Below are 21,472 nucleotides of genomic sequence, written 5' to 3' on the forward strand. Positions count from 1 at the left end.
CCCCCGCATGCAGCGCGTCACCCCCGACCGGCCCTGGTCCCTCCTCGATGTCGCGGCAACCCGCCGGCTGGAACAAGGGGCCGCGGCCGTCCTGCCCCCGCACACGCTGATGCAGCGCGCCGGCCTGGCCGTCGCCCGTCTCGCATTGGCCGTCGCGCCGCATGCGCACACGATCTGGATCGCCTGCGGGCCCGGCAACAACGGCGGCGACGGCTTCGAGGCGGCCCTGCACCTCAAGCGCTGGGGCAAGCAGCCGGTGCTCACCTGGCTGGGCGAACCGGCGCGCACGCCGGCGGATGCGCACGCTGCGCGCGAGCGCGCCCTGGCCGCAGGCGTGAGCATCGCCGCCGCGCCACCGGCCCAATGGGACCTGGCGATCGACGCACTGCTCGGGATCGGCAGCACGCGGGCGCCCGAAGGCGCCCTGCTCGCGCAGATCGAGGCGCTGAATGCATCGCCGGCGCCCGTGCTGGCGATCGACCTGCCCTCCGGATTGAATGCCGACACCGGCCACGCCGATGCCGTCGTACGTGCAAGTCATACGCTTGCGCTGCTCGCGCTGAAGCCGGGCCTCTTCACCGCGCAGGGCCGCGACGCGGCCGGCGCCGTTTGGTTCGACCACCTGCAGGTCGATGCCAGCGGTGAGACGCCCGTCGCCACCCTCTTGGCGCCACCCGCTGCCGCGCGCCGGCTGCACGCGAGCCACAAGGGCAGCTACGGCGATGTGGCGATTGTCGGCGGCGCCGCCGGCATGACGGGCGCGGCGCTGCTGGCCGGGCGGGCGGCGCTCGCGCATGGAGCCGGGCGCGTGCTGGTCGGCTTCCTCGCTCCGGACGCGCCGACTCTTGATTTGCAACAGCCCGACCTGATGGTGCGTCCCTGGGACAGCCTGGACCTGCCGCGCATCACCGTGGCCTGTGGCTGCGGCGGTGGCGAGGCGGTGCAAGAGGCCTTGCGCCGCGTGCTCGATGCGCGGGCGCTGGTGCTCGATGCCGATGCGCTCAATGCGATCGCCGGGGACCTGCAATTGCAATCGCTGCTGCAGGCGCGGGCCTGGCGCGGCGCCGCCACGGTGCTCACGCCGCATCCGCTGGAAGCGGCCCGCCTGCTGGGGCAGGACACCACGGCCGTCCAGGCCGACCGCCTCGCCGCCGCGCGCGAACTCGCCCGGCGCTTCGAGTGTGTCGTGGTGCTGAAAGGATCAGGGACGGTGATCGCCGCGCCCGACGGCCAGCTGCGGATCAATCCGACCGGCAATGCGCGCCTGGCCATCGCCGGCACCGGCGACGTGCTGGCCGGCATGGTCGCCGCGCGGCTGGCCAACAAGGAAGACGCGTTTGCAGCGGCATGCGATGCGGTGTATCTGCATGGCCTCGCAGCGGATCGGTGGCCGCGGGACGTGCCACTCACGGCGAGCGCGTTGGCCTCGGGGTCGGACACGGTGGGTTGCGCTACGCGCAACCCACCCTACGACGAACGAGTGGCCCCGTAGGGTGGGATGCCCGCAGGGCACCCCACCACACCCCGATCACCCCCGCCCCACGAACGGCATCTTCGTGGCCATCACGGTGTGGAACAGCACGTTGGCCTCCAGCGGCAGGCTGGCCATGTAGAGGATGGACTGGCCGACGATGTCGACGTCCATCAGCGGCTCCACGGCGATCTCGCCGTTGGCCTGCGGCACGCCCTTGGCCATGCGCGCGGCCAGGTCGGTCATGGCATTGCCGATGTCGATCTGCCCCACCGCGATGTCGTAGCGGCGGCCGTCGAGCGCGGCGGTCTTGGTCAGCCCGGTCACCGCGTGCTTGGTCGCGGTGTAGGCGATCGAATGCGGGCGCGGCGCATGCGCCGAGATCGAGCCGTTGTTGATGATGCGCCCACCCATCGGGCTCTGCGCCTTCATCACGCGAAACGCATTCTGGATGCCGTAGAACACGCCCGACAGGTTGGTGTTGACCACGCGCTGCCAGTCGGCCGGATTCATGTCTTCCAGCGGCTGCACCGGCAAGCCCGTGCCGGCGTTGTTGAACACCAGGTCGACCCGGCCGAAGGCCTGCACGGTGGCATCGAACAACGCCCGCACGGAGTCGGGATTGGTGATGTCCGTCGGCACAGCGAGAGCGCGCTCGCCGAACTGGCCCGCTACCTCCTGCAGCGGCTCCGCGCGGCGGCCCGCGACGGCGACGCGCCAGCCGGCCTTGAGCAATGCCAGTGCGGCGGCGCGGCCGATGCCGGTGCCGCCGCCCGTGACGATCGCGACCTGGCCGGCCGCGGCATGAGTGTCTGCCATGGTGTCTCCTCGTTCGTTGGAATTCAGCGCCGCGTCTTGCGCGGCGACTTGGCCTTGGCCGCCGCCTTCTTGGCTGCGCGCACCGCCTGCTTGGGCGCCTTGGCGCCCGCCGCCTTCCGGGGCGCCCGCTTGGCCGAGGCCTTGGCCGGCTCGCCCTCGCGGCCGGTGGCGGCGACGCCCTTCTCCTTCATGGCGCGGGCCATGAATTCCTCGTCGTCGCGCACCAGCCGGAAGTCGATCTTGCGGCCATCGAGATCGACGCGGCTCACCTGCACCCGCAAGCGGGAGCCGATCGCATAGCGGATGCCGGTGCGCTCGCCACGCAGCTCCTGGCGCGCCTCGTCGAACTTGAAGTACTCGCCTCCGAGTTCGGTGATGTGCACCAGGCCCTCGACATACATCGCATCCAGCGTGACGAAGATGCCGAAGCTGGTGGCCGCCGTGACCACACCGGAGTACTCCTCGCCGAGGTGGTCGCGCATGTACTTGCACTTGAGCCAGGCCTCGACGTCGCGGCTGGCCTCGTCGGCCCGCCGCTCGTTGGCGCTGCAATGCAGGCCCGCGGCCTCCCAGGCCTGCAGTTCGCGCGAGCTGGCGACCGGCTGCTTCTTGGGCTTCTGCGTCGGTGCCGCGGCGCGCGCGGCGAGCCGGCGTGCCAGCTTCTCGTGCGCCTCGCCCGGCGTGGGCAAGGCCGGCAGCTGGTACTTTTCCTTCAGCAGGATCGCCTTGATCACGCGGTGCACCAGCAAGTCCGGATAGCGGCGGATCGGGCTGGTGAAGTGCGTGTAGGCCTCGTACGCCAGGCCGAAGTGGCCGCTGTTGTGCGGGCTGTAGATCGCCTGCTGCATCGAGCGCAGCAGCATCGTGCTGATCTGCTGCGCGTCCGGCCGGTCCTTCGTTGCGAGCGCAATCTTCTGGAACTCCATCGGCGTCGGCTCGTCGGAGACCGTCATCCCGACCGCCATTGCCTTCAGGTACTGGCGCAGGATCTCGATCTTCTCCGGCGTCGGGCCCTCGTGCACCCGGAACAGCCCCGGGTGCTCGCCCTGCTGGATGAAGTCGGCGGAGCAGACGTTGGCGGCCAGCATGGCCTCCTCGATCAGCTTGTGGGCGTCGTTGCGCACGCGCGGCACGATCTGCTCGATGCGGCCGTTCTCGTCGCAGATGATCTGCGTCTCGACCGTGTCGAAGTCCACCGCGCCGCGGGCGTTGCGCGCCTTCAGCAGCGCGCGGTAGACGTCGTGCAGGTTCAGGAAATGCGGCACCAGCTCCTTGCGCCGCGCCGCCTCGGGCCCGCGGGTGTTGGCCAGGATGGCCGCGACCTCGGTGTAGGTCATGCGGGCATGACTGAACATCACGGCCGGATAGAACTGGTAGGCGTGGATCTCGCCATCGGCGGTGATCAGCATGTCGCACACCATGCACAGGCGATCGACCTCGGGATTGAGCGAGCACAGGCCGTTGGACAGCTTCTCCGGCAGCATCGGAATGACGCGGCGCGGGAAGTAGACGCTGGTCGCGCGGTCGTAGCCGTCGATGTCGATGGCGCTGCCGGTCTCCACGTAGTGGCTGACGTCGGCGATGGCGACCAGCAGGCGCCAGCCCTTGCCGCGGCCCACCTTGGCCGGCTCGCAGTAGACGGCATCGTCGAAGTCGCGCGCGTCCTCGCCGTCGATGGTCACCAGCGGCACGTCACTCAGGTCCACGCGCTTGCGCTTGTCCTGCACCCGCACCTTGTCCGGCAGCGAGCGCGCCTGCGCGATGCACGCTTCGGAGAATTCGTGCGGCACGCTGTACTTGCGCACCGCGATCTCGATCTCCATGCCGGGATCGTCGACCTCGCCCAGCACTTCCTTGACGCGGCCCACCGGCTGGCCATAGAGGCTCGGCGGCTCGGTCAGTTCGACCACCACCACCTGGCCCGCCTTGGCGAGACCGGTGGCGCCCTTGGGCACCAGCACGTCCTGGCCGTAGCGCTTGTCTTCGGGGGCCACCAGCCACACGCCGCTTTCGTGCAGCAGGCGGCCGATGATGGGATGCGGGGGCCGCTCGATGATCTCCACCACGCGGCCTTCGGGGCGGCCCCGGCGGTCCTGGCGGACGATGCGCGCGCGCACGCGATCGCGGTGCAGCACCGCGCGCATTTCATTCGGAGGCAGGTAGATGTCGGCTTCGCCGTCGTCGCGCACCACGTAGCCGTGGCCGTCGCGGTGTCCCTGGATCGCGCCCTCGATCTCATCGACCAGGCCGGAATTCTTCTCTGTGCTTTTGATATACAATCTCGTTTTTCCTGAAATGCCCAGGTGGCGGAATTGGTAGACGCACTAGTTTCAGGTACTAGCGGGTAACTCCGTGGAGGTTCGAGTCCTCTCCTGGGCACCAGACACTTCGAAAAAGCCGGCGCATGCCGGCTTTTTCAATGGTGTCGTGGTTTCGGTCACGGCAGGCATCATAAGCCTGCGCGGGTTGGGCATGTGCGGCGCTCAGATCGGCTCGGCGACGAGGTCGTGTCCATCGGTGGCGACGATGCGCGCTTGCGTGAACTCGCCCACCGCCAGCCGCTTGCTCAGCTTGCGCGGCGGCAGCAGGCGGACCGTGCCGTCGATCTCGGGGGCGTCCGCATAGGAGCGGCCCACGCCGCCCTTGCGGCCCAGCGCCGGCGCCGCATCCACCAGCACCTGCATGGTCGCACCCACGCGGCGTTGCAGCCGCGCAGCCGACACTTCCTCGGCCACCGCCATGAAGCGCGCCCGTCGTTCCTCGCGCACTTGCTGCGGCAGCATGCCCGGCAATTCGTTGGCGGCCGCACCTTCCACCGGGCTGTACGCAAAGCAGCCGGCACGATCGATCTGCGCCTCGCGCACGAAGTCGAGCAGGTGCTGGAACTCCTCTTCGGTCTCGCCCGGGAAGCCGGCGATGAAGGTGCTGCGCACCACGATCTCGGGGCACAGCTCGCGCCAGCGGGAAATGCGCTCGAGGTTGCGTTCGCCGCTGGCGGGACGCTTCATCCGGCGCAGCACGTCGGGGTGGCTGTGCTGGAACGGCACGTCGAGATAAGGCAGCACGAGGCCGCTGGCCATCAGCGGAATCACTTCATCCACATGTGGGTACGGATACACGTAGTGCAAGCGCACCCACGCGCCATGCGGCTGCGCCAGTTCGCCGAGCGCGGCCACGAGATCGAGCATGCGCGTCTTCACCGGCCGGCCGTTGAAGAAGCCGGTGCGGTACTTGACGTCCACGCCATACGCGGAGGTGTCCTGGCTGACCACCAGCAGTTCCTTCACGCCGCTCTCGAACAGGGCCTTGGCTTCCTTCAGCACGTCGCCCACCGGACGGCTCACCAGGTCGCCACGCATGGAAGGGATGATGCAGAAGGTGCAGCGATGGTTGCAGCCCTCGCTGATCTTGAGATAAGCGTAGTGCTTCGGCGTGAGCTTGATGCCCGTGGGCGGCACCAGGTCGACGAAGGGATCGTGCGGCTTGGGCAGGTGCGCGTGCACCGCGTCCATCACCTCCTGCGTGGCATGCGGGCCGGTGACGGCCAGCACCGAGGGATGGATCTCGCGCACCATGTTGTCGCTGGCCGCGCCCGCCCGCGCGCCCAGGCAACCCGTGACGATCACCCTGCCGTTGGCCGCCAGCGCCTCGCCGATCGTGTCGAGGCTTTCCTTGACGGCGTCGTCGATGAAGCCGCAGGTGTTGACGATCACCAGGTCCGCGCCTTCGAAGGTCTTGGACGTGGTGTAGCCCTCGGCGCTCAGCTGGGTGAGGATCAGTTCGGAATCGGTCAGGGCCTTGGGACAGCCGAGGCTGACGAAGCCCACCTTGGGCGAGGCTGTGGCGGCGGGGGTGTCCAGGACTGCGAGGGCGCTCATCTCCCTATTGTCCCTGATGACGAATGACCTCGTGTCCTGGCGGACGCTCGATGACGAATGAGGCGGCCGACCGCTCCACCTGCGTCATCCGTCATTGCGTCATTTCTTGATCCCGAACGCCCCCAGCATCTGCTCGGTGTTCTTCTGCATTTGCTCCTGCATCTTCTCGAACATCGTCTTGGACTGTTCGGCGTAGTTGCCGATCACGCCCTGCATCAGCGGATTGGGCACCTTCATCAGCTGCGTCCACATCTCGGGCGTGAAATTCTTCGTCTGTTCGGCCATCTGGCCCTGCAGGTCGGTGAAGGCCTGCACGTTCTTCTCGAGATAGCTGCCCATGAAGCCCTGCATGGCATGGCCGTAGAAGCGGATGATGTTGGCCAGCGCGGCCTCGGTGAACATCGGCGCGCCGCCCGCCTCTTCCTCGAGGATGATCTGCAGCAGGATGCTGCGCGTGAGGTCCTCGTTGGTCTTGGCGTCGCGCACCACGAAGGCCTGGGTGTCCATCACCAGCTGCTTGACTTCGGCGAGCGTGATGTAGGCGGAGGTTTCGGTGTCGTAGAGCCGGCGGTTCGGGTACTTCTTGATGACGCGCTGCACTTGCTTGGCGGCGCCGGCTTTCTTGCTGGTCACGAACGGGACTCCTGGTGGCGGGTTCGCCCCCGCACTGTTGCGTTGCAACAGATTCTAGGGAGGCGCGCGGCCCTGCATGGCGGGAACAACCCTAAGCGCCGGATGCGTGCGAAGTACACGGGCCGGGCCGCGCCGCATCATACCCAGCGGGGCTTTGCTGGAAACGGCCGGGCCGCTGGCGTATCCTTGCGGCCGTGTTGTCGTGGCCATCCGGCCGTCTGGAGATCTTTCCCGTGAAATGGGCCCTGGTTGTTCTGTATGTCCTCTCGATCGGGTGGATCCACTTTCGCGGGCGCGTGCGCCATCGCCTGGGCAAGCAGGTCTTCGACCACTCCGCCTTCGTCGCGCCCTTGAATGTCCTGATGTACGCGTTCTCGCGCGTGCCGGCCAAGCCCTACCTGCCGGTGCAGGAATGGCCCGAGCTGCTCGAACTGCAGAAGAACTGGCACGTGATCCGCGACGAGGGCGAAGAACTGGCGCGGCTGCGCGCCGTCAAGGCCGCCGACAACAACGACGCCGGCTTCAACTCCTTCTTCAAGGAAGGCTGGAAGCGCTTCTATCTCAAGTGGTACGAGGTGAGGCCGGAGTCCGCCGAGCGCCTGTGCCCGCGCACCGTCGAACTCCTGCGCAACACGCCCTGCATCAAGGCCGCGCTCTTTGCCGAACTGCCGCCGCGCGCCAAGCTCAACGCACACCGCGACCCCTATGCCGGATCGCTGCGCTACCACCTCGGCCTGCGCACGCCCAACGACGACAGCTGCCGCATCTACGTCGATGGCGAGCCCTATAGCTGGCGCGACGGCGAAGGCGTGATCTTCGACGAGACCTACATCCACTGGGTGCGCAACGACACCGACGAGTCGCGCATGATCCTGCTGTGCGACATCGAACGGCCCATGAAGTACCGCTGGGCGCAGGCCGCGCAAGGCTGGGTGTCGCGCAACGTCATGAGCGCCGCGGCCTCGCCCAACGAGGCCAGCGACCGCACCGGCCTGATCAACAAGCTGTTCCTCGTCTCCTTCCACGCCGGCCGCATGCGCCGCCGCTTCAAGCAGTGGAACCGCACCGCCTACCGCGCGACCAAGCTGGCGCTGGTGGTGGGCGCCGTGGCGTTCCTCGTCTGGATCTGATCGCCTGATCCCCTGATCCCCTGATCCCCTGATCGCCAGGCGGGCCCCCATGGGCCCGCTTTTGCGTTCCGCGGCTGTGGCACGGGCCTTGCGGAGCATCTGCCGTACATGGATGGATGCCCCCGCATGGTGCAGATGCCGCTCACCGCCGCCCGCGCCCGCAGGGCGCGCTGTCCTCCCTTCTCGTATCGGCCGGCGGGCGATGCCACCGTGGTGCGCCGCCTGCGCAATGCGGGTGCGCGGGCGCACGGCATCGACATTTCCCACCGCGGCCGCTGACTCGCGCCTCCCGCAGCGCTGCCGACCGCCTGAACCGCAAGACCATGGAAGAAACCGAAGTCCTGAACTACGTCAGGGCCGCGGCGCTGGCGGTCGGCATTCCGCTGACCGACGCACGCGCCCAAGCCGTGGCCCTGCACCTGGGCCGCAGCGTCGCCATCGCGCGGCTGCTGGAACAGGCGCCGCTCGCGCCCGCCGACGAGCCGGCCGAGGTCTATCGGCCGGCGCCCTTCCCGCAGGAGGACCCAGCATGAACACCGTCGAGATCCTGGGCGCGGTCGCCAGCGGTGCGGCGAGCGCACGCGAAGTGTGCGATGCCGCCCTGGACCGCATCGCCGAGAGCGAGCCGCGCATCAATGCCTTTACCGAGCGCACGACCGCACGGGCCCGTTCCGAAGCCGACGCGGTGGATGCGCGCCGCGCCCGCGGCGAGGTGCTGCCGCCGCTGGCCGGCCTGCCTTATGCGGTGAAGAACCTGTTCGACATTGCCGGCATCACGACGCTGGCCGGCTCGAAGATCAATCGCGAGCTACCCCCTGCGCGGGCAGACGCCGTGCTGGTGCAGCGGCTGCAGGCGGCCGGTGCGGTGCTGCTGGGCGCGCTGAACATGGACGAATACGCCTACGGCTTCAGCACCGAGAACACGCACTACGGCCCCACGCGCAACCCGCGCGATCCCTCGCGCATGGCCGGCGGCTCCTCGGGCGGCTCGGGTGCGACGGTGGCGGCGGGCCAGCTGCCCCTGGCCCTCGGCTCCGACACCAACGGCTCGATCCGCGTGCCGGCATCGCTGTGCGGCGTATGGGGTCTCAAGCCCACGTTCGGACGGCTCTCGCGCCGCGGCAGCTATCCCTTCGTGCACAGCCTCGACCACCTCGGGCCGCTGGCCGACAGCGTCGAAGGGCTGGCGTTCGCCTACGACGCCATGCAGGGGCCCGATCCGCTGGACCCCGGCTGCCACGCGCTGCGGGTGCAGCCCGCCGCGGCGCAGCTGGCGCGCGGCGTCGCCGGGCTGCGCATCGGCGTGCTGGGCGGCTACTTCCACGAAATGGCCAGCGCACCCGCGCGCAGCGTCGCACAGCTTGCGGCACGAACCCTCGGCGCACGCGCCGAGGTCGAGTGGCCCGATGCCGCGATCGGCCGCGCCGCCGCCTTCCTGATCACCGCCAGCGAAGGCGGCAGCCTGCACCTGGACGACCTGCGCAAGCGGCCGGACGACTTCGAGCCGCTCTCGGTGGACCGCTTCCTCTCGGGCCTGCTGCAACCCGCGGACTGGACGCTGCGGGCGCAGCGCTTTCGCCGCATCTATCGCGACCGCGTCAATGCCCTGTTCCAGGATTGGGACGTGCTCATTGCCCCGGCCACGCCGGTGCCGGCGCCCACCATCGGCGATGACTGGATCGCCATCAACGGCCAGCGCCATCCGAGCCGCGCGGCACTGGGCCTGCTCACGCAACCGATCTCCTTCGCGGGCTGCCCGGTGGTTGCCGCCCCGTTGTGGCCGGAAGGCACGGGCGGCTTGCCGATCGGCGTGCAGCTGATCGCTGCGCCGTGGAACGAAGACCTGTGCCTGCGCGCCGCCAAGGTGCTGCAGGACAGCGGAGTCGCGCACTTGTGAAAGACATGGACATCAACCTCCCCGAAGTGCTGGCCGAAGTCGCCGCGCAATTCGCCCGTTACGAGCAGGCGCTCACGAACAACGAGGTCGGCGTGCTCGACGAGTTGTTCTGGAACAGCCCGCACACGCTGCGTTACGGCGTCGGCGAGAACCTGTACGGCCACGAAGCGATCGCGCAGTTCCGCGCCGAGCGGCCGTCGCAGGGGCTTGCCCGCGATGTGCTGAAGACGGTCATCACCACTTACGGCCGCGACTTCGCCACTGCGAACATCGAATTCCGCCGCGCCGGCAGCCCCCGCACCGGCCGCCAGAGCCAGACCTGGGCGCGCACGCCCGAGGGCTGGCGGGTGGTGGCCGCGCACGTCAGCCTGCTCGCATGAAGGCCGCATCCCTTTCCATCGTTCGTCCCCTGTGAGGAGAGTTCCATGAATCAGCAGATCCATCGCCGCGACGCGCTCAAGTCGCTGGCCGCCCTCTCGGCGCTGGGCGCCAGCCCCTTCGCCTTCGCCCAGAAGGCGCTGACCGTGGGCGTGATCTACGTCGGCCCGCGCGACGACTACGGCTACAACCAGGCGCAGTTCGAGGCCGTGACGGCGCTCAAGAAGACCTCCGGCATCAAGGTGGTCGAAGAGGAGCAGGTGCCCGAGACCAACGCCGTGCAGAAGACCATGACCGGCATGATCCAGCAGGACGGCGCCAGCCTGCTGTTCCCCACCTCGTACGGCTATTTCGACCCGCACGTGCTGGCGGTCGCGCCCAAGTACCCGGACGTGCGCTTCGCGCATTGCGGCGGCCTGTGGACCGCGGGCAAGCACCCCACCAACGTCGGCAGCTACTTCGGCTACATCGACGAGTGCCAGTTCCTCAATGGCGTGATCGCCGGCCACATGACCAAGAGCAACAAGCTCGGTTTCGTCGCCGCCAAGCCGATCCCGCAGGTGCTGCGCAACATCAACGCGTTCACGATGGGCGCCCGCTCGGTCAAGCCGAACATCACCACCCAGGTGATCTTCACCGGCGACTGGTCCATGCCCGTCAAGGAAGCGGAAGCGACCAACAGCATGGCCGACCAGGGCGCCGACGTGTTCACCATGCACGTCGACGGCCCGAAGGTGATCGTCGAGACCGCGGCCCGGCGCGGCAAGATGGTCTGCGGCTATCACGCGAGCCAGGCCAAGCTGGCGCCCAATGCCTACCTCACGGGCGCCGAGTGGAACTGGCTGACCGCGTACAACACCTTCGTGGACGCGGCGCGCAACGGCAAGCCGCATCCCAACCTGCTGCGCGGCGGCCTCAAGGAAGGCTACGTGAAGATGTCGGCCTACGGGCCGATGGTCCCCCAGGCGGCACGCCGGCAGGCCGATGCGGTCAAGGCGCAGATGGTCGCCGGCAGCTTCGACATCTTCAAGGGCCCGCTGAAGGACAACAAGGGCAACGTCGCGATTCCGGCGGGCAAGTCCATCAAGCAGACCGACCCGGTGCTGGAGCAGATGAACTATCTGGTCGAAGGCGTCATCGGCACCGCCGCCTGAAGGGGACAGACGCATGCGCGCCATCCTGCGCGAAGCCATGCTGCCGTGCGCCGCCATCGCGGCGGCGCTGGGGCTGTTCGGCATCTTCGTTGCCTTTGCCGGCGCCAGTCCCGTCGAGGTGTGGCGCACGCTCTTCACGGGCGCGTTCGGTAGCTGGTTCTCCTGGCAGAACACGCTGCAGCGGGCCGCGCCCCTGATGCTCACCGCGCTCTGCGTGGCCATCCCCATGCGCGCCGGGCTGGTGATCATCGGCGGCGAAGGCGCGCTGGTGCTGGGCGGACTGGGCTGTGCCGCAGCCGCGCAGATGCTGCCCCTAGTCGGCTTGGCCGGCAGCGTGGTGGCCTGCCTCGCGGGCGCACTGCTGGGCGCGCTGTGGATCATGCTGGCGGGCTGGCTGCGCCAGTGGCGGGGCGTCAACGAGACGATCAGCAGCCTGCTGCTGGCGTACGTGGCGAGCGGGCTGTTCCTGCACCTGGTCGAAGGGCCGCTGCGCGATCCGGCCAGCCTGAACAAGCCGTCGACGTACGCGCTGAACGAAAGCCTGCGCATCTCCGGCATCGCGGGCTCGGACGTGCACTGGGGTTTCGTGCTGGGCGTGGTGGCCTGCATCGCCGCGGCGTTCTGGCTGCACAAGACGCCTTCGGGCTTCGCGGTGCGCGTGGTCGGCGGCAACCTGCGCGCGGCGCGCCTGGTCGCCCTGCCCGCCTCCGCGCTGATCCTGCTGGCGTGCGGCCTCGGCGGCGCATCGGCGGGGCTGGCCGGGGCGGTCGAAGTGGCCGCGGTGCACACGACGGCCAACGCGTCGATCATGGTGGGCTACGGCTACACCGGCATCCTCGTCGCCTTCATCGCCCGGCACAACCCGCTGGCGGTGATCCCGGTGGCCATCCTGTTCGGCGGCTTCGGCGCGGCCGGCAGCCTGCTGCAACGGCGACTCGGACTGCCCGATGCCGCGGTGCTGGTGCTGCAGGGCATCGCCTTCGTGCTGATCCTCGCCAGCGAGGTGCTGCGCGACGTGGATTGGACCTCGCTGCTGGCGCGCCTGCGCCGCACCGCTTCAGCGCCCGTGCAGCCGGCGCCGCAGACATCATGACGTCCGACCAGATCATCGGCCTCGCGGCCGGCATTCTCGGCGGTGCGCTGAGGGTGGGCGCGCCCTTTCTCTTCGTGAGCCTGGGCGAGTGCATCACCGAAAAGGGCGGGCGCATCAACCTGGGCCTCGAAGGCGTGCTGGTGCTTTCGGCCATGGCCGGTTTTGCCGGATCCTGGCTCACGGGTTCCCCCTGGCTGGGCGTGCTGTGCGCCATGGCGGCCGGCGCGGCGCTCTGCGCGTTGCACGGCGTGCTGTGTTCGCTGCCGCGCGTGAACGACGTCGCCACCGGCATCGCGCTGATGCTCCTCGGCATGGGCCTCGCGTTCTTCCTGGGCAAGCCCCTGATCCAGCCGCAGGCCGCGCAGTTGCCGCCGCTGGCCCTGGGCAACTGGAGCGCATCGTCCGCGATCCGCTCGGCGCTGCAGATCAACCCGCTGGTGCCGCTGGGCGTGCTGCTGGCGGGCGCCTTGTGGTGGGCCTTTGCCAACACGCGGCCCGGGCTGTTGCTGCGGATGGCGGGCGACTCCGCCAATGCCGCGCGCACGCTGGGCTATTCCGTCAACGGCATCCGCATCGCGGCGACGGTCGCCGGCGGCGCCGTTGCCGGCCTGGGCGGCGCCTGCCTCACGCTGTTCTATCCGGGCAGCTGGAACGAAGGCATCTCCGGCGGCCAGGGCCTGATCGCCGTGGCGCTGGTGATCTTCGCGCGCTGGAATCCGCTGCGCTGCGTGGGCGCGGCGCTGCTGTTCGGCGGCGCCGGGGCGATCGGCCCCGCGCTGCAGTCGATCGGCATCGGCTGGGGCTACCACCTGTTCAACATCGTCCCCTATGTGCTGACCCTGGTCATCCTGGTCTTCTCGTGCAAACCAGGACAGCTGGCCGCCGGCGCGCCCGGGGAATTCTCTGCGAGGTAATGCAATGTCCGGTCTGGGTGGCTTGAACAAGTCGAAGCACGGCGTGGCGGTGGGCCTGGTGCAGCTGCAACTGCCCGTGGTCGCAACGAAGGCGGATCTCGCGCGGCAGACGCAGCGCATCTGCGAACTGGTGGGCAAGGCCAGGCGCAACCAGGGGACCATGGACCTGGTGGTGTTCCCCGAGTACTCGCTGCACGGGCTCTCGATGGACACCAATCCGGAAATCATGTGCACGCTCGAGGGTCCCGAGGTTGCGGCCTTCCAGGCGGCGTGCGAGCAGCATCGCATCTGGGGCTGCTTCTCAATCATGGAGGCCAACCCCGGCGGCAATCCGTACAACAGCGGCCTGATCATCGACGCCACCGGCGCGATCCGCCTGTACTACCGCAAGCTGCATCCGTGGGTGCCGGTGGAACCGTGGGAACCCGGCAACCTGGGCGTGCCGGTCTGCGACGGCCCGAACGGCAGCAAGCTGGCGCTGATCATCTGCCATGACGGCATGTTCCCCGAGATGGCGCGCGAGGCCTCGTACAAGGGCGCGGAGATCATCCTGCGCACCGCGGGCTACACGGCACCGATCCGCCACGCGTGGAAGATCAGCAACCAGGCCAATGCCTTCAGCAACCTCGTGTACACGGCCAGCGTCTGCCTGAGCGGCAGCGACGGCAGCTTCGACAGCATGGGCGAAGGCATGTTCTGCAACTTCGACGGCACCGTGCTGGTGGAAGGCGGCGGCCGGCCCGACGAGATCGTCACCTGCGAACTGCGGCCCGACCTGCTGCGCGAGGCGCGCACCGGCTGGGGCGTCGAGAACAACATCTACCAGCTCTATCACCGAGGCTACGTCGCGGTGAAGGGCGGCGCGCAGGACTGTCCCTATACGTACATGCAGGACATGGCCGCGGGGACGTACCAGCTGCCGTGGGACGTGCAGGTGAGGGATGGGACGTCGTGCGGGTTTGCGGCGCCTGCGCGCGAGTACATCGGCGCCGAAGCGAATCCGGTGATGGCGGAAGCGCCGAGCGCCCCCACCCCAGCCCTCCCCCGCAGGGGGAGGGAGCAAAACCTGAAGAAGGTGGCCTGACCATGCAAAGCTTCGTTCTCGCCAATCCTTACCGCTGGCCTTTCGACGGCGACATGACGCCGGCCAATACGGCCCTCATCGTGATCGACATGCAGATCGACTTCTGCGGTCCTGGCGGCTACGTCGACAAGATGGGCTACGACATCTCGCTCACGCGCGCACCGATAGCGCCGCTGCGCCGGGTGATGGCGGCGTTGCGCGCGCAGGGCCTGGCCGTGATGCACACGCGCGAGGGCCATCGGCCCGACCTGTCCGACCTGCCGGCCAACAAGCGCTGGCGCTCGCGCCAGATCGGCAGCGACGGCGTGGGCATCGGCGACGCCGGCCCCTGCGGCCGCATCCTGGTGCGCGGCGAACCAGGCTGGGAGATCATCCCCGAGCTCGCACCGCTGCCGGGCGAAGTGGTTATCGACAAGCCGGGCAAGGGATCGTTCTGCGCCACCGATCTCGAGCTCGTGCTGCGCACGCGCGGCATCCGCAACCTGGTGCTCGCGGGCATCACCACCGACGTCTGCGTGCACACCACGATGCGCGAGGCCAACGACCGCGGCTTCGAATGCCTGGTGCTGTCCGACTGCACGGCGGCCACCGACCGCGGCAACCACGAGGCGGCCCTGAAGATGATCACCATGCAGGGTGGCGTGTTCGGCGCCCACGCCACCTCCGGTGCGCTGCTGGAGGCGCTATGAACATCACCTCCGTCGCGCCGCCCACCGGCGCCATGGCGCTGGAAACCTGGCAACTGACGAAGCGCTTCGGCCGCCTCACCGCCCTGGACGCCGTCACCCTCAAGGTGGCGCCGGGGTCGGTGCACGCGCTGCTCGGGGAGAACGGGGCCGGCAAGAGCACGCTGGTGAAGTGCATCGCCGGCTTCCATCGCGCCGAGCAGGGCAGCATCGTGGTCGACGGGCGCGAGCAGGACATCGCATCGCCGGTCAAGGCGCGCGCGCTGGGCATCGGCATGGTCTACCAGCACTTCACGCTGGCCCCCGGCATGACCGTGGCCGAGAACCTGCTGCTGGCCGGTGGCCAGGTGCCGGGCGTGATCGCCTGGAAGCGCAAGCGCGCGCAACTGCAGGCGTTCCTGGCCGCGACGCCGTTCCGCCTCGATCTCGACGCCCGACCGCTGGAACTCTCGGCCGGCGAAAAGCAGAAGCTCGAATTGCTCAAGCAGCTGTATCTGCGGCCGCGCCTGTTGATCCTGGACGAACCCACCTCGGTGCTCACGCCGCAGGAGGCCGACGAGGTGCTGGGCCACGTGCGGGAGTTCGCGCGCGCCGGCCTGTGCACCGTGCTGCTGATCACGCACAAGTTCCGCGAGGTCATGGCGTACGCCGACGAGGTCACGGTGCTGCGCCGCGGCCAGGCCGTGCATCACTGCGCCGTGGCCACGACCGATGCCGCGCAGCTCGCGCAGGCCATGGTGGGGGACAGCGCGGCGACCGGCAGCGGGCGCGCGCCGACTCGCCCGGCGGCACCGCGCAGCGGCGACACAGTGCCGGCCTTGCAGGTCGATGGCCTGAGCGTGATGGGCGACCGCGGCGCGCTTGCCGTCCGCGGCTTGTCGCTGCAGGTCCGCCGGGGGGAGATCCTCGGCGTGGCCGGCGTCTCGGGCAACGGCCAGCGCGAGCTGGTCGAGGCGCTGGTCGGCCAGCGCGAGCGCGCGGGCGGCACGGTGCGCGTGCTGGGCGAACCCTATGCGGCGCGCCGCGCCGACAACCACCGCCTGAAGGTGCGCAGCCTGCCGGAGGAACCGCTGCGCAATGCCTGCGTGGCCGACCTGAGCGTCGCCGAGAACATGGCCTTGCGCGACTTCGACCGGCCGCCGCTCGCGACGCGCGGCCTGCTGCGCATGGCACATTGGCGCAGCCGCGCGCGCGAGTGGATCGCCGCCTACGGGATCAAGACCCAGGGCGAGGACGCGCCGATTCGCAGCCTCTCGGGCGGCAACGTGCAGCGCGCCGTGCTGGCACGCGAGCTGGCCGGCGACATCAACGTGCTGATCGCCGCCAATCCGGTGTTCGGCCTGGACTTCGCCGCGGTGGCGGAGATCCATCGCCGCCTGCGCGAGGTGCGCGATCGGGCGGGCGCGGTGCTGTTGATCAGCGAGGACCTCGACGAACTGATCGAGCTGGCAGACCGCATCGTCGTCATGAGCGAAGGCCGCGTGGTCCACGAGTGCGCGGCGGCGCAGGCCGACCGGCGCGTGCTCGGCGCCCACATGGGCGGCGGGCACCACGGCACGGCCGCCCCGGTGGCGACGCCAACACCCCCCGCGCCCGCCGATGCGCCGCTGGAAGAGGCGGCGGCGTGAGCACGGTTGCGGCGCTGCCCTTCCCCTACGTCTTCGAGCCGGCGCGCAGCGCGCTGGTCATCATCGACATGCAGCGGGATTTCATCGAGCCGGGCGGCTTTGGCGAGACGCTGGGCAATGACGTCGGCCTGCTGGCGGCGATCGTGCCGGCCTGCCAGCGCGTGCTGCACGCGTGGCGGGCGGCCGGCGCGCTGGTGGTGCACACCCGCGAGTCGCATGCGCCCGACCTCTCGGACTGTCCGCCGGCCAAGCGGCTGCGCGGCGATCCGTCCCTGCGCATCGGCGACGCCGGGCCGATGGGACGCATCCTCGTGCGGGGCGAACCGGGCAACGCCATCATCGACGCCCTCGCGCCGGCGCCCGGCGAGATCGTCATCGACAAGCCCGGCAAGGGTGCCTTCCATGCGACCCGGCTGGATGCGGCACTGCGCGAACGCGGCATCACCCACCTGGTCTTCATGGGCGTCACCACCGAAGTCTGCGTGCAGACCTCGATGCGCGAGGCGAACGATCGCGGCTACGACTGCCTGCTGCTGGAGGACTGCACCGAAAGCTACTTCCCGCGCTTCAAGGCCGCGACCCTGGAGATGATGCACGCGCAGGGCGGCATCGTCGGCTGGACGGCGCCCAGCGTTGGCGTGCTCACGGCACTGACGGCAGTGCAAGTCTCCGGCACGGAATGGATGTCGTCCCGGGCTTGACCCGGGATCCACGACGACGTGTGCGGAAGCGCCGCATCGATTGCGGGTCAAGCCCGCAATGACCTCCCTGCGTCGCCATCTGGAGCTATGACGGGCCGGCGCAGCGGGCACGACGGGAAGACCTGAAAAGCAAAAACCCGCCCCCTTTCGGGAGCGGGTTCGTACCTGCGGGAATCATTGGTGGGCCGTGGAGAGATCGAATCTCCGACATCCTCCACGTCAAAGAGGCGCTCTACCGCTGAGCTAACGGCCCGTGTTATCTGTCCGACGCAAGCCAGCGATGCAGCCTGCGTCAGCCCGCAAGTATAGCAGCACTCGAACCGCCTCTCGCAGGCCGGACGCCCGGTTCTCGACGCCGATCGCCGCCGACTCAGAGCGGGCCCCACGGCTTCCTCTGGCGCTGTCCGTGCGGCAGGAGTGCCCGCATTTGCGCCGCTTCTTTCCGGGCCGCCAGCAGTGCTTCGAGCTGCTCCGGTGACTCGCGCAGCCACAGCTTGTAAACCGTCTTGCGCGCTCCGCCGGCCCGCACCCGCACCGTCCAGTGGTAGGGGGCGGGGGCGTCCGTTTCGGTGGCCGGCGTGGTCGCCTGCGATACCAGCGCGTCGAAGTCGCCGTTGCGGATCCGCCTGGCCAGCGTCTCGCCCGAGCTGGCATAGGTCGAAGCGAAGGAGCCATCCTGCCGCAGCGGCAGCGACTCCACCCTGACTGCCTGCTCGCAGGCGATCAGAAGGCATTCCAGCATGGGGTCCATGGCCGGGATCATGGCGGACTGTCGGCTGGCTTGCCTGGCGGCTTGCGCGAGCGACTGCTCCGGCGTCGCACCGACCTACCGCCGCTGCGCAGCCCGCACTCCCCGCACGTCGCGCACCGCGGTCAGCACCTGGCCGAGGCGGTGCGAGTCGGCGATCTCCACCGTGAAGGTCATCCAGGCGGTGTCCTTCACGGTCTGCGTCTGCACGCCGATGACGTTCATCTTCTCCTTGGCGAACAGTTCGGAGATGTCGCGCAGCAGGCCCTGCCGATCGGCCGCCTCGATGGCCACGTCGACCGGGTAGACCGCCGACTCGCCGCCTTTGGGCCGGCCCCACTCGACGTCGATCACGCGCTCGGGATCGCGCCCGGCGATGTCGCGAAAGCTCGCGCAGTCCTTGCGGTGGATGCTCACGCCCTTGCCGCGCGTGACGAACCCGCTGATCACATCCGGCGGCGCCGGCTTGCAGCAGCGCGCCAGTTGCGTCATCAAGGAATCGACCCCCACCACCAGCACGCCGCCCTTGCCCGCTTTCTGCGTCGCCGGCTTCCACTTCTTGGCGAGCAGGAGCTCGTCGTCGCTCGGCGCGGGCAGCGGCGGATGCAGCAGCACCTCGATGTTGCGCAGCGAGAATTCGTCCTTGCCGACGACCCCGAACAGGTCCTCCGCCGACTTGAATCCGAGCTGCGAAGCCAGGTCCTCCAGCTTGATGGCGGTCTTGCCTTCGCGCTGCAGCAGGCGCTCGACCAGCTCGCGGCCGCGCGCCACCGTCTCGTGCCGCGCCTGCTCGTTGAACCAGGCCCGCACCTTGGACCGGGCCCGGGGGCTGGCCAGGAAACCCAGCTCGGGATTCAGCCAGTCGCGCGAGGGGCCGCCCTCCTTCGCCGCAACGATCTCCACGGTCTGGCCATTCGCCAGCTGCGTGTTCAGCGGCACCATCGCGCCATCGACACGCGCACCGCGGCAGCGATGGCCCAGGGTCGTGTGCAGCGTATAGGCGAAGTCCACCGGGGTGGCGCCGCGCGGCAGCTCCACGATCGCGGCCTGCGGCGTCAGCACGTAGATGCGGTCCTCGAACAGGCCCTCGGCGGACCCGGCCAGGTCGCGCTCCCACGCCAGCAGCTGGCGCAGCACCGCGATCTTGGTGTCGTATTCGCTGGAGGCGCTGACGCCGGCATAGCCCCTGGCGCCCGCCTCCTTGTAGGCCCAGTGCGCCGCCACGCCATGCTCGGCGTGTTCGTGCATGCGCTGCGTGCGGATCTGGATCTCGATCGGCCGGCCGGCCGCATCGCGCACCACCGTGTGCAGCGACTGGTAGCCGTTCGCCTTCGGCCGCGCGATGTAGTCGTCGAACTCGTCGGCGATCGGCGCGAAGCGCTCGTGCACCCACGCGAGGGCGGCATAGCAGTCCTGCACGTCCGGCACGATCACCCGCAGCGCCCGCACGTCCAGCACCTGCGCGAAGTCCAGCGACTTGCCGCGCATCTTCTTGACGATGCTGTAGATGTGCTTGGGCCGGCCGCTCACCTGCGCGGCGATGCCCTGCCCGCGCAGGTCGGATTCGAGCCGGCTGCGCAATTGCTCGACGTACTGCTCGCGCTCGACGCGCTTTTCGTCCAGCCAGCGCGCCACGCCCTTGTACGTGTCGGGCTCGAGGAAGCGGAAGGCCAGGTCCTCCATCTCCCACTTCACCTGCCAGATGCCCAGGCGATTGGCCAGCGGCGCGAACACGTTCAGCGCCTCGCGCGCCACCGCTTCGGGGACCACCTGCTTGGTCGCGGCGTAGTAGCGCAGCGTCTGCAGGCGCGAGGCGAGGCGCAGCATCACCACGCGCAGGTCGCGCGAAAAGGCGAGCAGCATCTTGCGCACGTTCTCGGTCTGGGCGCGCGCGTCTTCGCGCGTTTCCTCGGCCTGTGCTCGGCGCGCCTGGCGCTGCACGCGCACCAGCTTGGTGGTCTCGATCGCCAGTGCGGCGTAGCTTTCGCCGAAGGCCTTGGCGATCACTTCCTGCGGCTTGTTCAGGTGGGTGCAGGCGTAGACCAGGTAGCTGGCGGCCTGCATGGCCTCGGAGCCGCCCATGGTCTTGAGGATGGCAGCCACCGCATCGGCGTGGGCGAGCGTGTTCTCGCCGGTGTCCAGCGTCTCGCCGGCAATCAGCGGCTCGGCGAAGGCCCGGGCGCGGGCGAGCGCGTTGGCCTGCTGCGGCAACGACTGCTCCGCGGCCGCCACCAGCTCCGGCACGACGACGGCGGCGTCACCCTGTTCCGCTGCGTGGCTCTTCATGGGTCACCGGTTCTTCGGCCAGCAGGAAGGCGCGCACCGCCTCGACCTGGTCGGCCGCCACCAGCGTGGGCGCGTGGCCCACCCCGGCGAATTCCACCAGCCGCGGCTTCGGGCCACGGCGCATCATTTCCTCGGCGGTCGCGGGCGCGAGCAGGTCCGAGTCGGCGCCGCGCAGCAGCAGCGTGCGCGCACGGATCGCATCGTAGAACTGCCACAGCGTCGCCTGGCCCGCCGCCGCCGCGGCCTGCGTCATAGCGCGAAAAGGGACGGCGATCGCCGGGTCGTAGTGCAGCGTGAAGCCGCCACCAGGCAGCGACTTCACCATCGCCTGCGACAGCTCCAGCCATTGCTCCGGAGTGTGCGGACCGAAGCCGCGCGAGATCTGCCACATCGCCTCGGCCGCCTGCTGCACGGTGTCGAAGCGGCCCGTGTTCCCGAGATAGCCGCCGATGCGCTGCAGCGCCGACCACTCGATCACCGGGCCGACGTCGTTCAGGACCAGGCTGCGAATCGGCACCGGCAGCGGCAGGCCCGGCGCGCCGGCCAGCGTCATGCCGATCAGGCCGCCCATGCTGGTGCCCACCCAGTCGAGGCTGGCGATGGGCGCGGCCGCGTGCAAGGCGCCCAGCAACTGCAGCATGTCGGCGACGTAGGTGGGCATGGCGTAGCCCATGGGATCGGCCAGCCATTCGCTGCGGCCGCGGCCGACCACGTCGGGACAGGCCACGCGCACGCCTTGCTCGCCCGCTTGCACCAGCGCATCGGCCAGCGTGTCGAAGTCGCGGCCCTGGCGCGACAGGCCGTGGGCGCACACCACCAGGTGCGGCGCATCGGGTGCACCCCATAGCCAGTACGCCATGCGATGACTGCCTACGGCATCGGGGCAGGATACGTGGTTCAGCGTAGGGACGGTCATGGGTGCGCGCGGAGCGCAAGCGAGTGCGCTTCCGCGTTTCGCGTCATCCTAAATCA

General features: G+C 69.4%; 20 protein-coding genes and 2 tRNA genes. 14 read left to right on the plus strand and 8 right to left on the minus strand.

What is annotated here, in order from left to right; translation table 11 throughout:
* Positions 1–7 precede the first annotated feature (7 nt).
* Complete coding sequence (locus JWP60_RS11785; protein ID WP_299791007.1) at positions 8–1,492, plus strand: NAD(P)H-hydrate dehydratase; 1,485 nt, start codon at positions 8–10, stop codon at positions 1,490–1,492.
* A gap of 36 nt (positions 1,493–1,528) precedes the next feature.
* Here JWP60_RS11785 and JWP60_RS11790 read toward each other — a convergent pair whose 3' ends face one another.
* Both JWP60_RS11790 and rnr read right to left on the minus strand, forming a co-directional pair.
* Positions 1,529–2,290, minus strand: coding sequence for an SDR family oxidoreductase (locus JWP60_RS11790; RefSeq protein WP_299791009.1), 762 nt, complete (start codon positions 2,288–2,290; stop codon positions 1,529–1,531).
* A 23-nt stretch (positions 2,291–2,313) separates the two neighbouring features.
* Positions 2,314–4,569: a ribonuclease R gene (gene rnr, locus JWP60_RS11795; protein ID WP_299791011.1), complete on the minus strand. Its 2,256-nt coding sequence runs from the start codon at positions 4,567–4,569 to the stop codon at positions 2,314–2,316.
* Positions 4,570–4,587: 18 nt separating this feature from the next.
* On the opposite strand from rnr, the gene JWP60_RS11800 reads away from it, so the two are divergent.
* Positions 4,588–4,672 (plus strand) — tRNA-Leu (locus JWP60_RS11800).
* A gap of 101 nt (positions 4,673–4,773) precedes the next feature.
* Here the strand turns inward: JWP60_RS11800 and rimO are convergent.
* Entirely contained in the window at positions 4,774–6,168 is a 1,395-nt protein-coding gene (rimO, locus tag JWP60_RS11805; RefSeq protein WP_299791013.1) for a 30S ribosomal protein S12 methylthiotransferase RimO, read from the minus strand.
* 99 nt (positions 6,169–6,267) lie between these two features.
* Entirely contained in the window at positions 6,268–6,801 is a 534-nt protein-coding gene (gene phaR / locus JWP60_RS11810) for a polyhydroxyalkanoate synthesis repressor PhaR (protein ID WP_299791016.1), read from the minus strand.
* Positions 6,802–7,034: 233 nt separating this feature from the next.
* Between phaR and JWP60_RS11815 the strand changes: the two genes are divergently transcribed.
* The 12 genes from JWP60_RS11815 (at position 7,035) to JWP60_RS11870 (ending at position 17,466) form a co-directional block, all read left to right on the plus strand.
* Positions 7,035–7,931 (plus strand): aspartyl/asparaginyl beta-hydroxylase domain-containing protein, encoded by an 897-nt coding sequence (locus JWP60_RS11815; RefSeq protein ID WP_299791019.1) that lies wholly within the window; start codon positions 7,035–7,037, stop codon positions 7,929–7,931.
* Between the two features lie 108 nt (positions 7,932–8,039).
* The gene (locus JWP60_RS11820) at positions 8,040–8,210 is read left to right on the plus strand and encodes a hypothetical protein (protein ID WP_299791022.1); all 171 of its coding nucleotides are present in this window, start codon (positions 8,040–8,042) and stop codon (positions 8,208–8,210) included.
* Between the two features lie 44 nt (positions 8,211–8,254).
* Positions 8,255–8,464 carry a DUF4089 domain-containing protein gene (locus tag JWP60_RS11825; protein ID WP_299791025.1) on the plus strand — a complete coding sequence of 70 codons (210 nt, stop codon included), beginning with the start codon at positions 8,255–8,257 and terminating at the stop codon, positions 8,462–8,464.
* Entirely contained in the window at positions 8,461–9,828 is a 1,368-nt protein-coding gene (locus JWP60_RS11830) for an AtzE family amidohydrolase (RefSeq protein ID WP_299791028.1), read from the plus strand. Before JWP60_RS11825 ends, JWP60_RS11830 begins: the two co-directional genes overlap by 4 nt.
* A gap of 5 nt (positions 9,829–9,833) precedes the next feature.
* Positions 9,834–10,208, plus strand: coding sequence for an oxalurate catabolism protein HpxZ (gene hpxZ, locus JWP60_RS11835; RefSeq protein WP_299791031.1), 375 nt, complete (start codon positions 9,834–9,836; stop codon positions 10,206–10,208).
* A 45-nt stretch (positions 10,209–10,253) separates the two neighbouring features.
* Positions 10,254–11,360 (plus strand): BMP family ABC transporter substrate-binding protein, encoded by a 1,107-nt coding sequence (locus JWP60_RS11840; RefSeq protein ID WP_299791034.1) that lies wholly within the window; start codon positions 10,254–10,256, stop codon positions 11,358–11,360.
* 13 nt (positions 11,361–11,373) lie between these two features.
* Positions 11,374–12,453 carry an ABC transporter permease gene (locus JWP60_RS11845; RefSeq protein WP_299791037.1) on the plus strand — a complete coding sequence of 360 codons (1,080 nt, stop codon included), beginning with the start codon at positions 11,374–11,376 and terminating at the stop codon, positions 12,451–12,453.
* Positions 12,450–13,367 carry an ABC transporter permease gene (locus JWP60_RS11850; protein ID WP_299791040.1) on the plus strand — a complete coding sequence of 306 codons (918 nt, stop codon included), beginning with the start codon at positions 12,450–12,452 and terminating at the stop codon, positions 13,365–13,367. Before JWP60_RS11845 ends, JWP60_RS11850 begins: the two co-directional genes overlap by 4 nt.
* Before the next feature lie 4 nt (positions 13,368–13,371).
* Positions 13,372–14,451, plus strand: coding sequence for a formamidase (locus JWP60_RS11855; protein WP_299791043.1), 1,080 nt, complete (start codon positions 13,372–13,374; stop codon positions 14,449–14,451).
* Between the two features lie 2 nt (positions 14,452–14,453).
* Positions 14,454–15,140 (plus strand): isochorismatase family cysteine hydrolase, encoded by a 687-nt coding sequence (locus tag JWP60_RS11860; RefSeq protein ID WP_299791046.1) that lies wholly within the window; start codon positions 14,454–14,456, stop codon positions 15,138–15,140.
* Positions 15,137–16,765 carry an ABC transporter ATP-binding protein gene (locus JWP60_RS11865; protein ID WP_299791049.1) on the plus strand — a complete coding sequence of 543 codons (1,629 nt, stop codon included), beginning with the start codon at positions 15,137–15,139 and terminating at the stop codon, positions 16,763–16,765. Before JWP60_RS11860 ends, JWP60_RS11865 begins: the two co-directional genes overlap by 4 nt.
* Positions 16,762–17,466 carry an isochorismatase family cysteine hydrolase gene (locus tag JWP60_RS11870; RefSeq protein WP_299791052.1) on the plus strand — a complete coding sequence of 235 codons (705 nt, stop codon included), beginning with the start codon at positions 16,762–16,764 and terminating at the stop codon, positions 17,464–17,466. Before JWP60_RS11865 ends, JWP60_RS11870 begins: the two co-directional genes overlap by 4 nt.
* Positions 17,467–17,644: 178 nt before the next feature.
* Here the strand turns inward: JWP60_RS11870 and JWP60_RS11875 are convergent.
* The 4 genes from JWP60_RS11875 to JWP60_RS11890 all read right to left on the minus strand — a co-directional run bounded on the left by JWP60_RS11875 (position 17,645) and on the right by JWP60_RS11890 (position 21,416).
* Positions 17,645–17,719: transfer RNA gene (locus JWP60_RS11875), tRNA-Val, on the minus strand.
* Between the two features lie 117 nt (positions 17,720–17,836).
* Complete coding sequence (locus JWP60_RS11880; protein WP_299791055.1) at positions 17,837–18,217, minus strand: hypothetical protein; 381 nt, start codon at positions 18,215–18,217, stop codon at positions 17,837–17,839.
* Positions 18,218–18,292: 75 nt separating this feature from the next.
* Positions 18,293–20,500: a bifunctional (p)ppGpp synthetase/guanosine-3',5'-bis(diphosphate) 3'-pyrophosphohydrolase gene (locus JWP60_RS11885; RefSeq protein ID WP_299791058.1), complete on the minus strand. Its 2,208-nt coding sequence runs from the start codon at positions 20,498–20,500 to the stop codon at positions 18,293–18,295.
* Positions 20,472–21,416: an alpha/beta hydrolase gene (locus JWP60_RS11890; RefSeq protein ID WP_299791061.1), complete on the minus strand. Its 945-nt coding sequence runs from the start codon at positions 21,414–21,416 to the stop codon at positions 20,472–20,474. Before JWP60_RS11890 ends, JWP60_RS11885 begins: the two co-directional genes overlap by 29 nt.
* Between the last annotated feature and the right edge of the window lie 56 nt (positions 21,417–21,472).

This window comes from Ramlibacter sp. (assembly GCF_028291745.1).
GTDB lineage: Bacteria > Pseudomonadota > Gammaproteobacteria > Burkholderiales > Burkholderiaceae_C > Ramlibacter.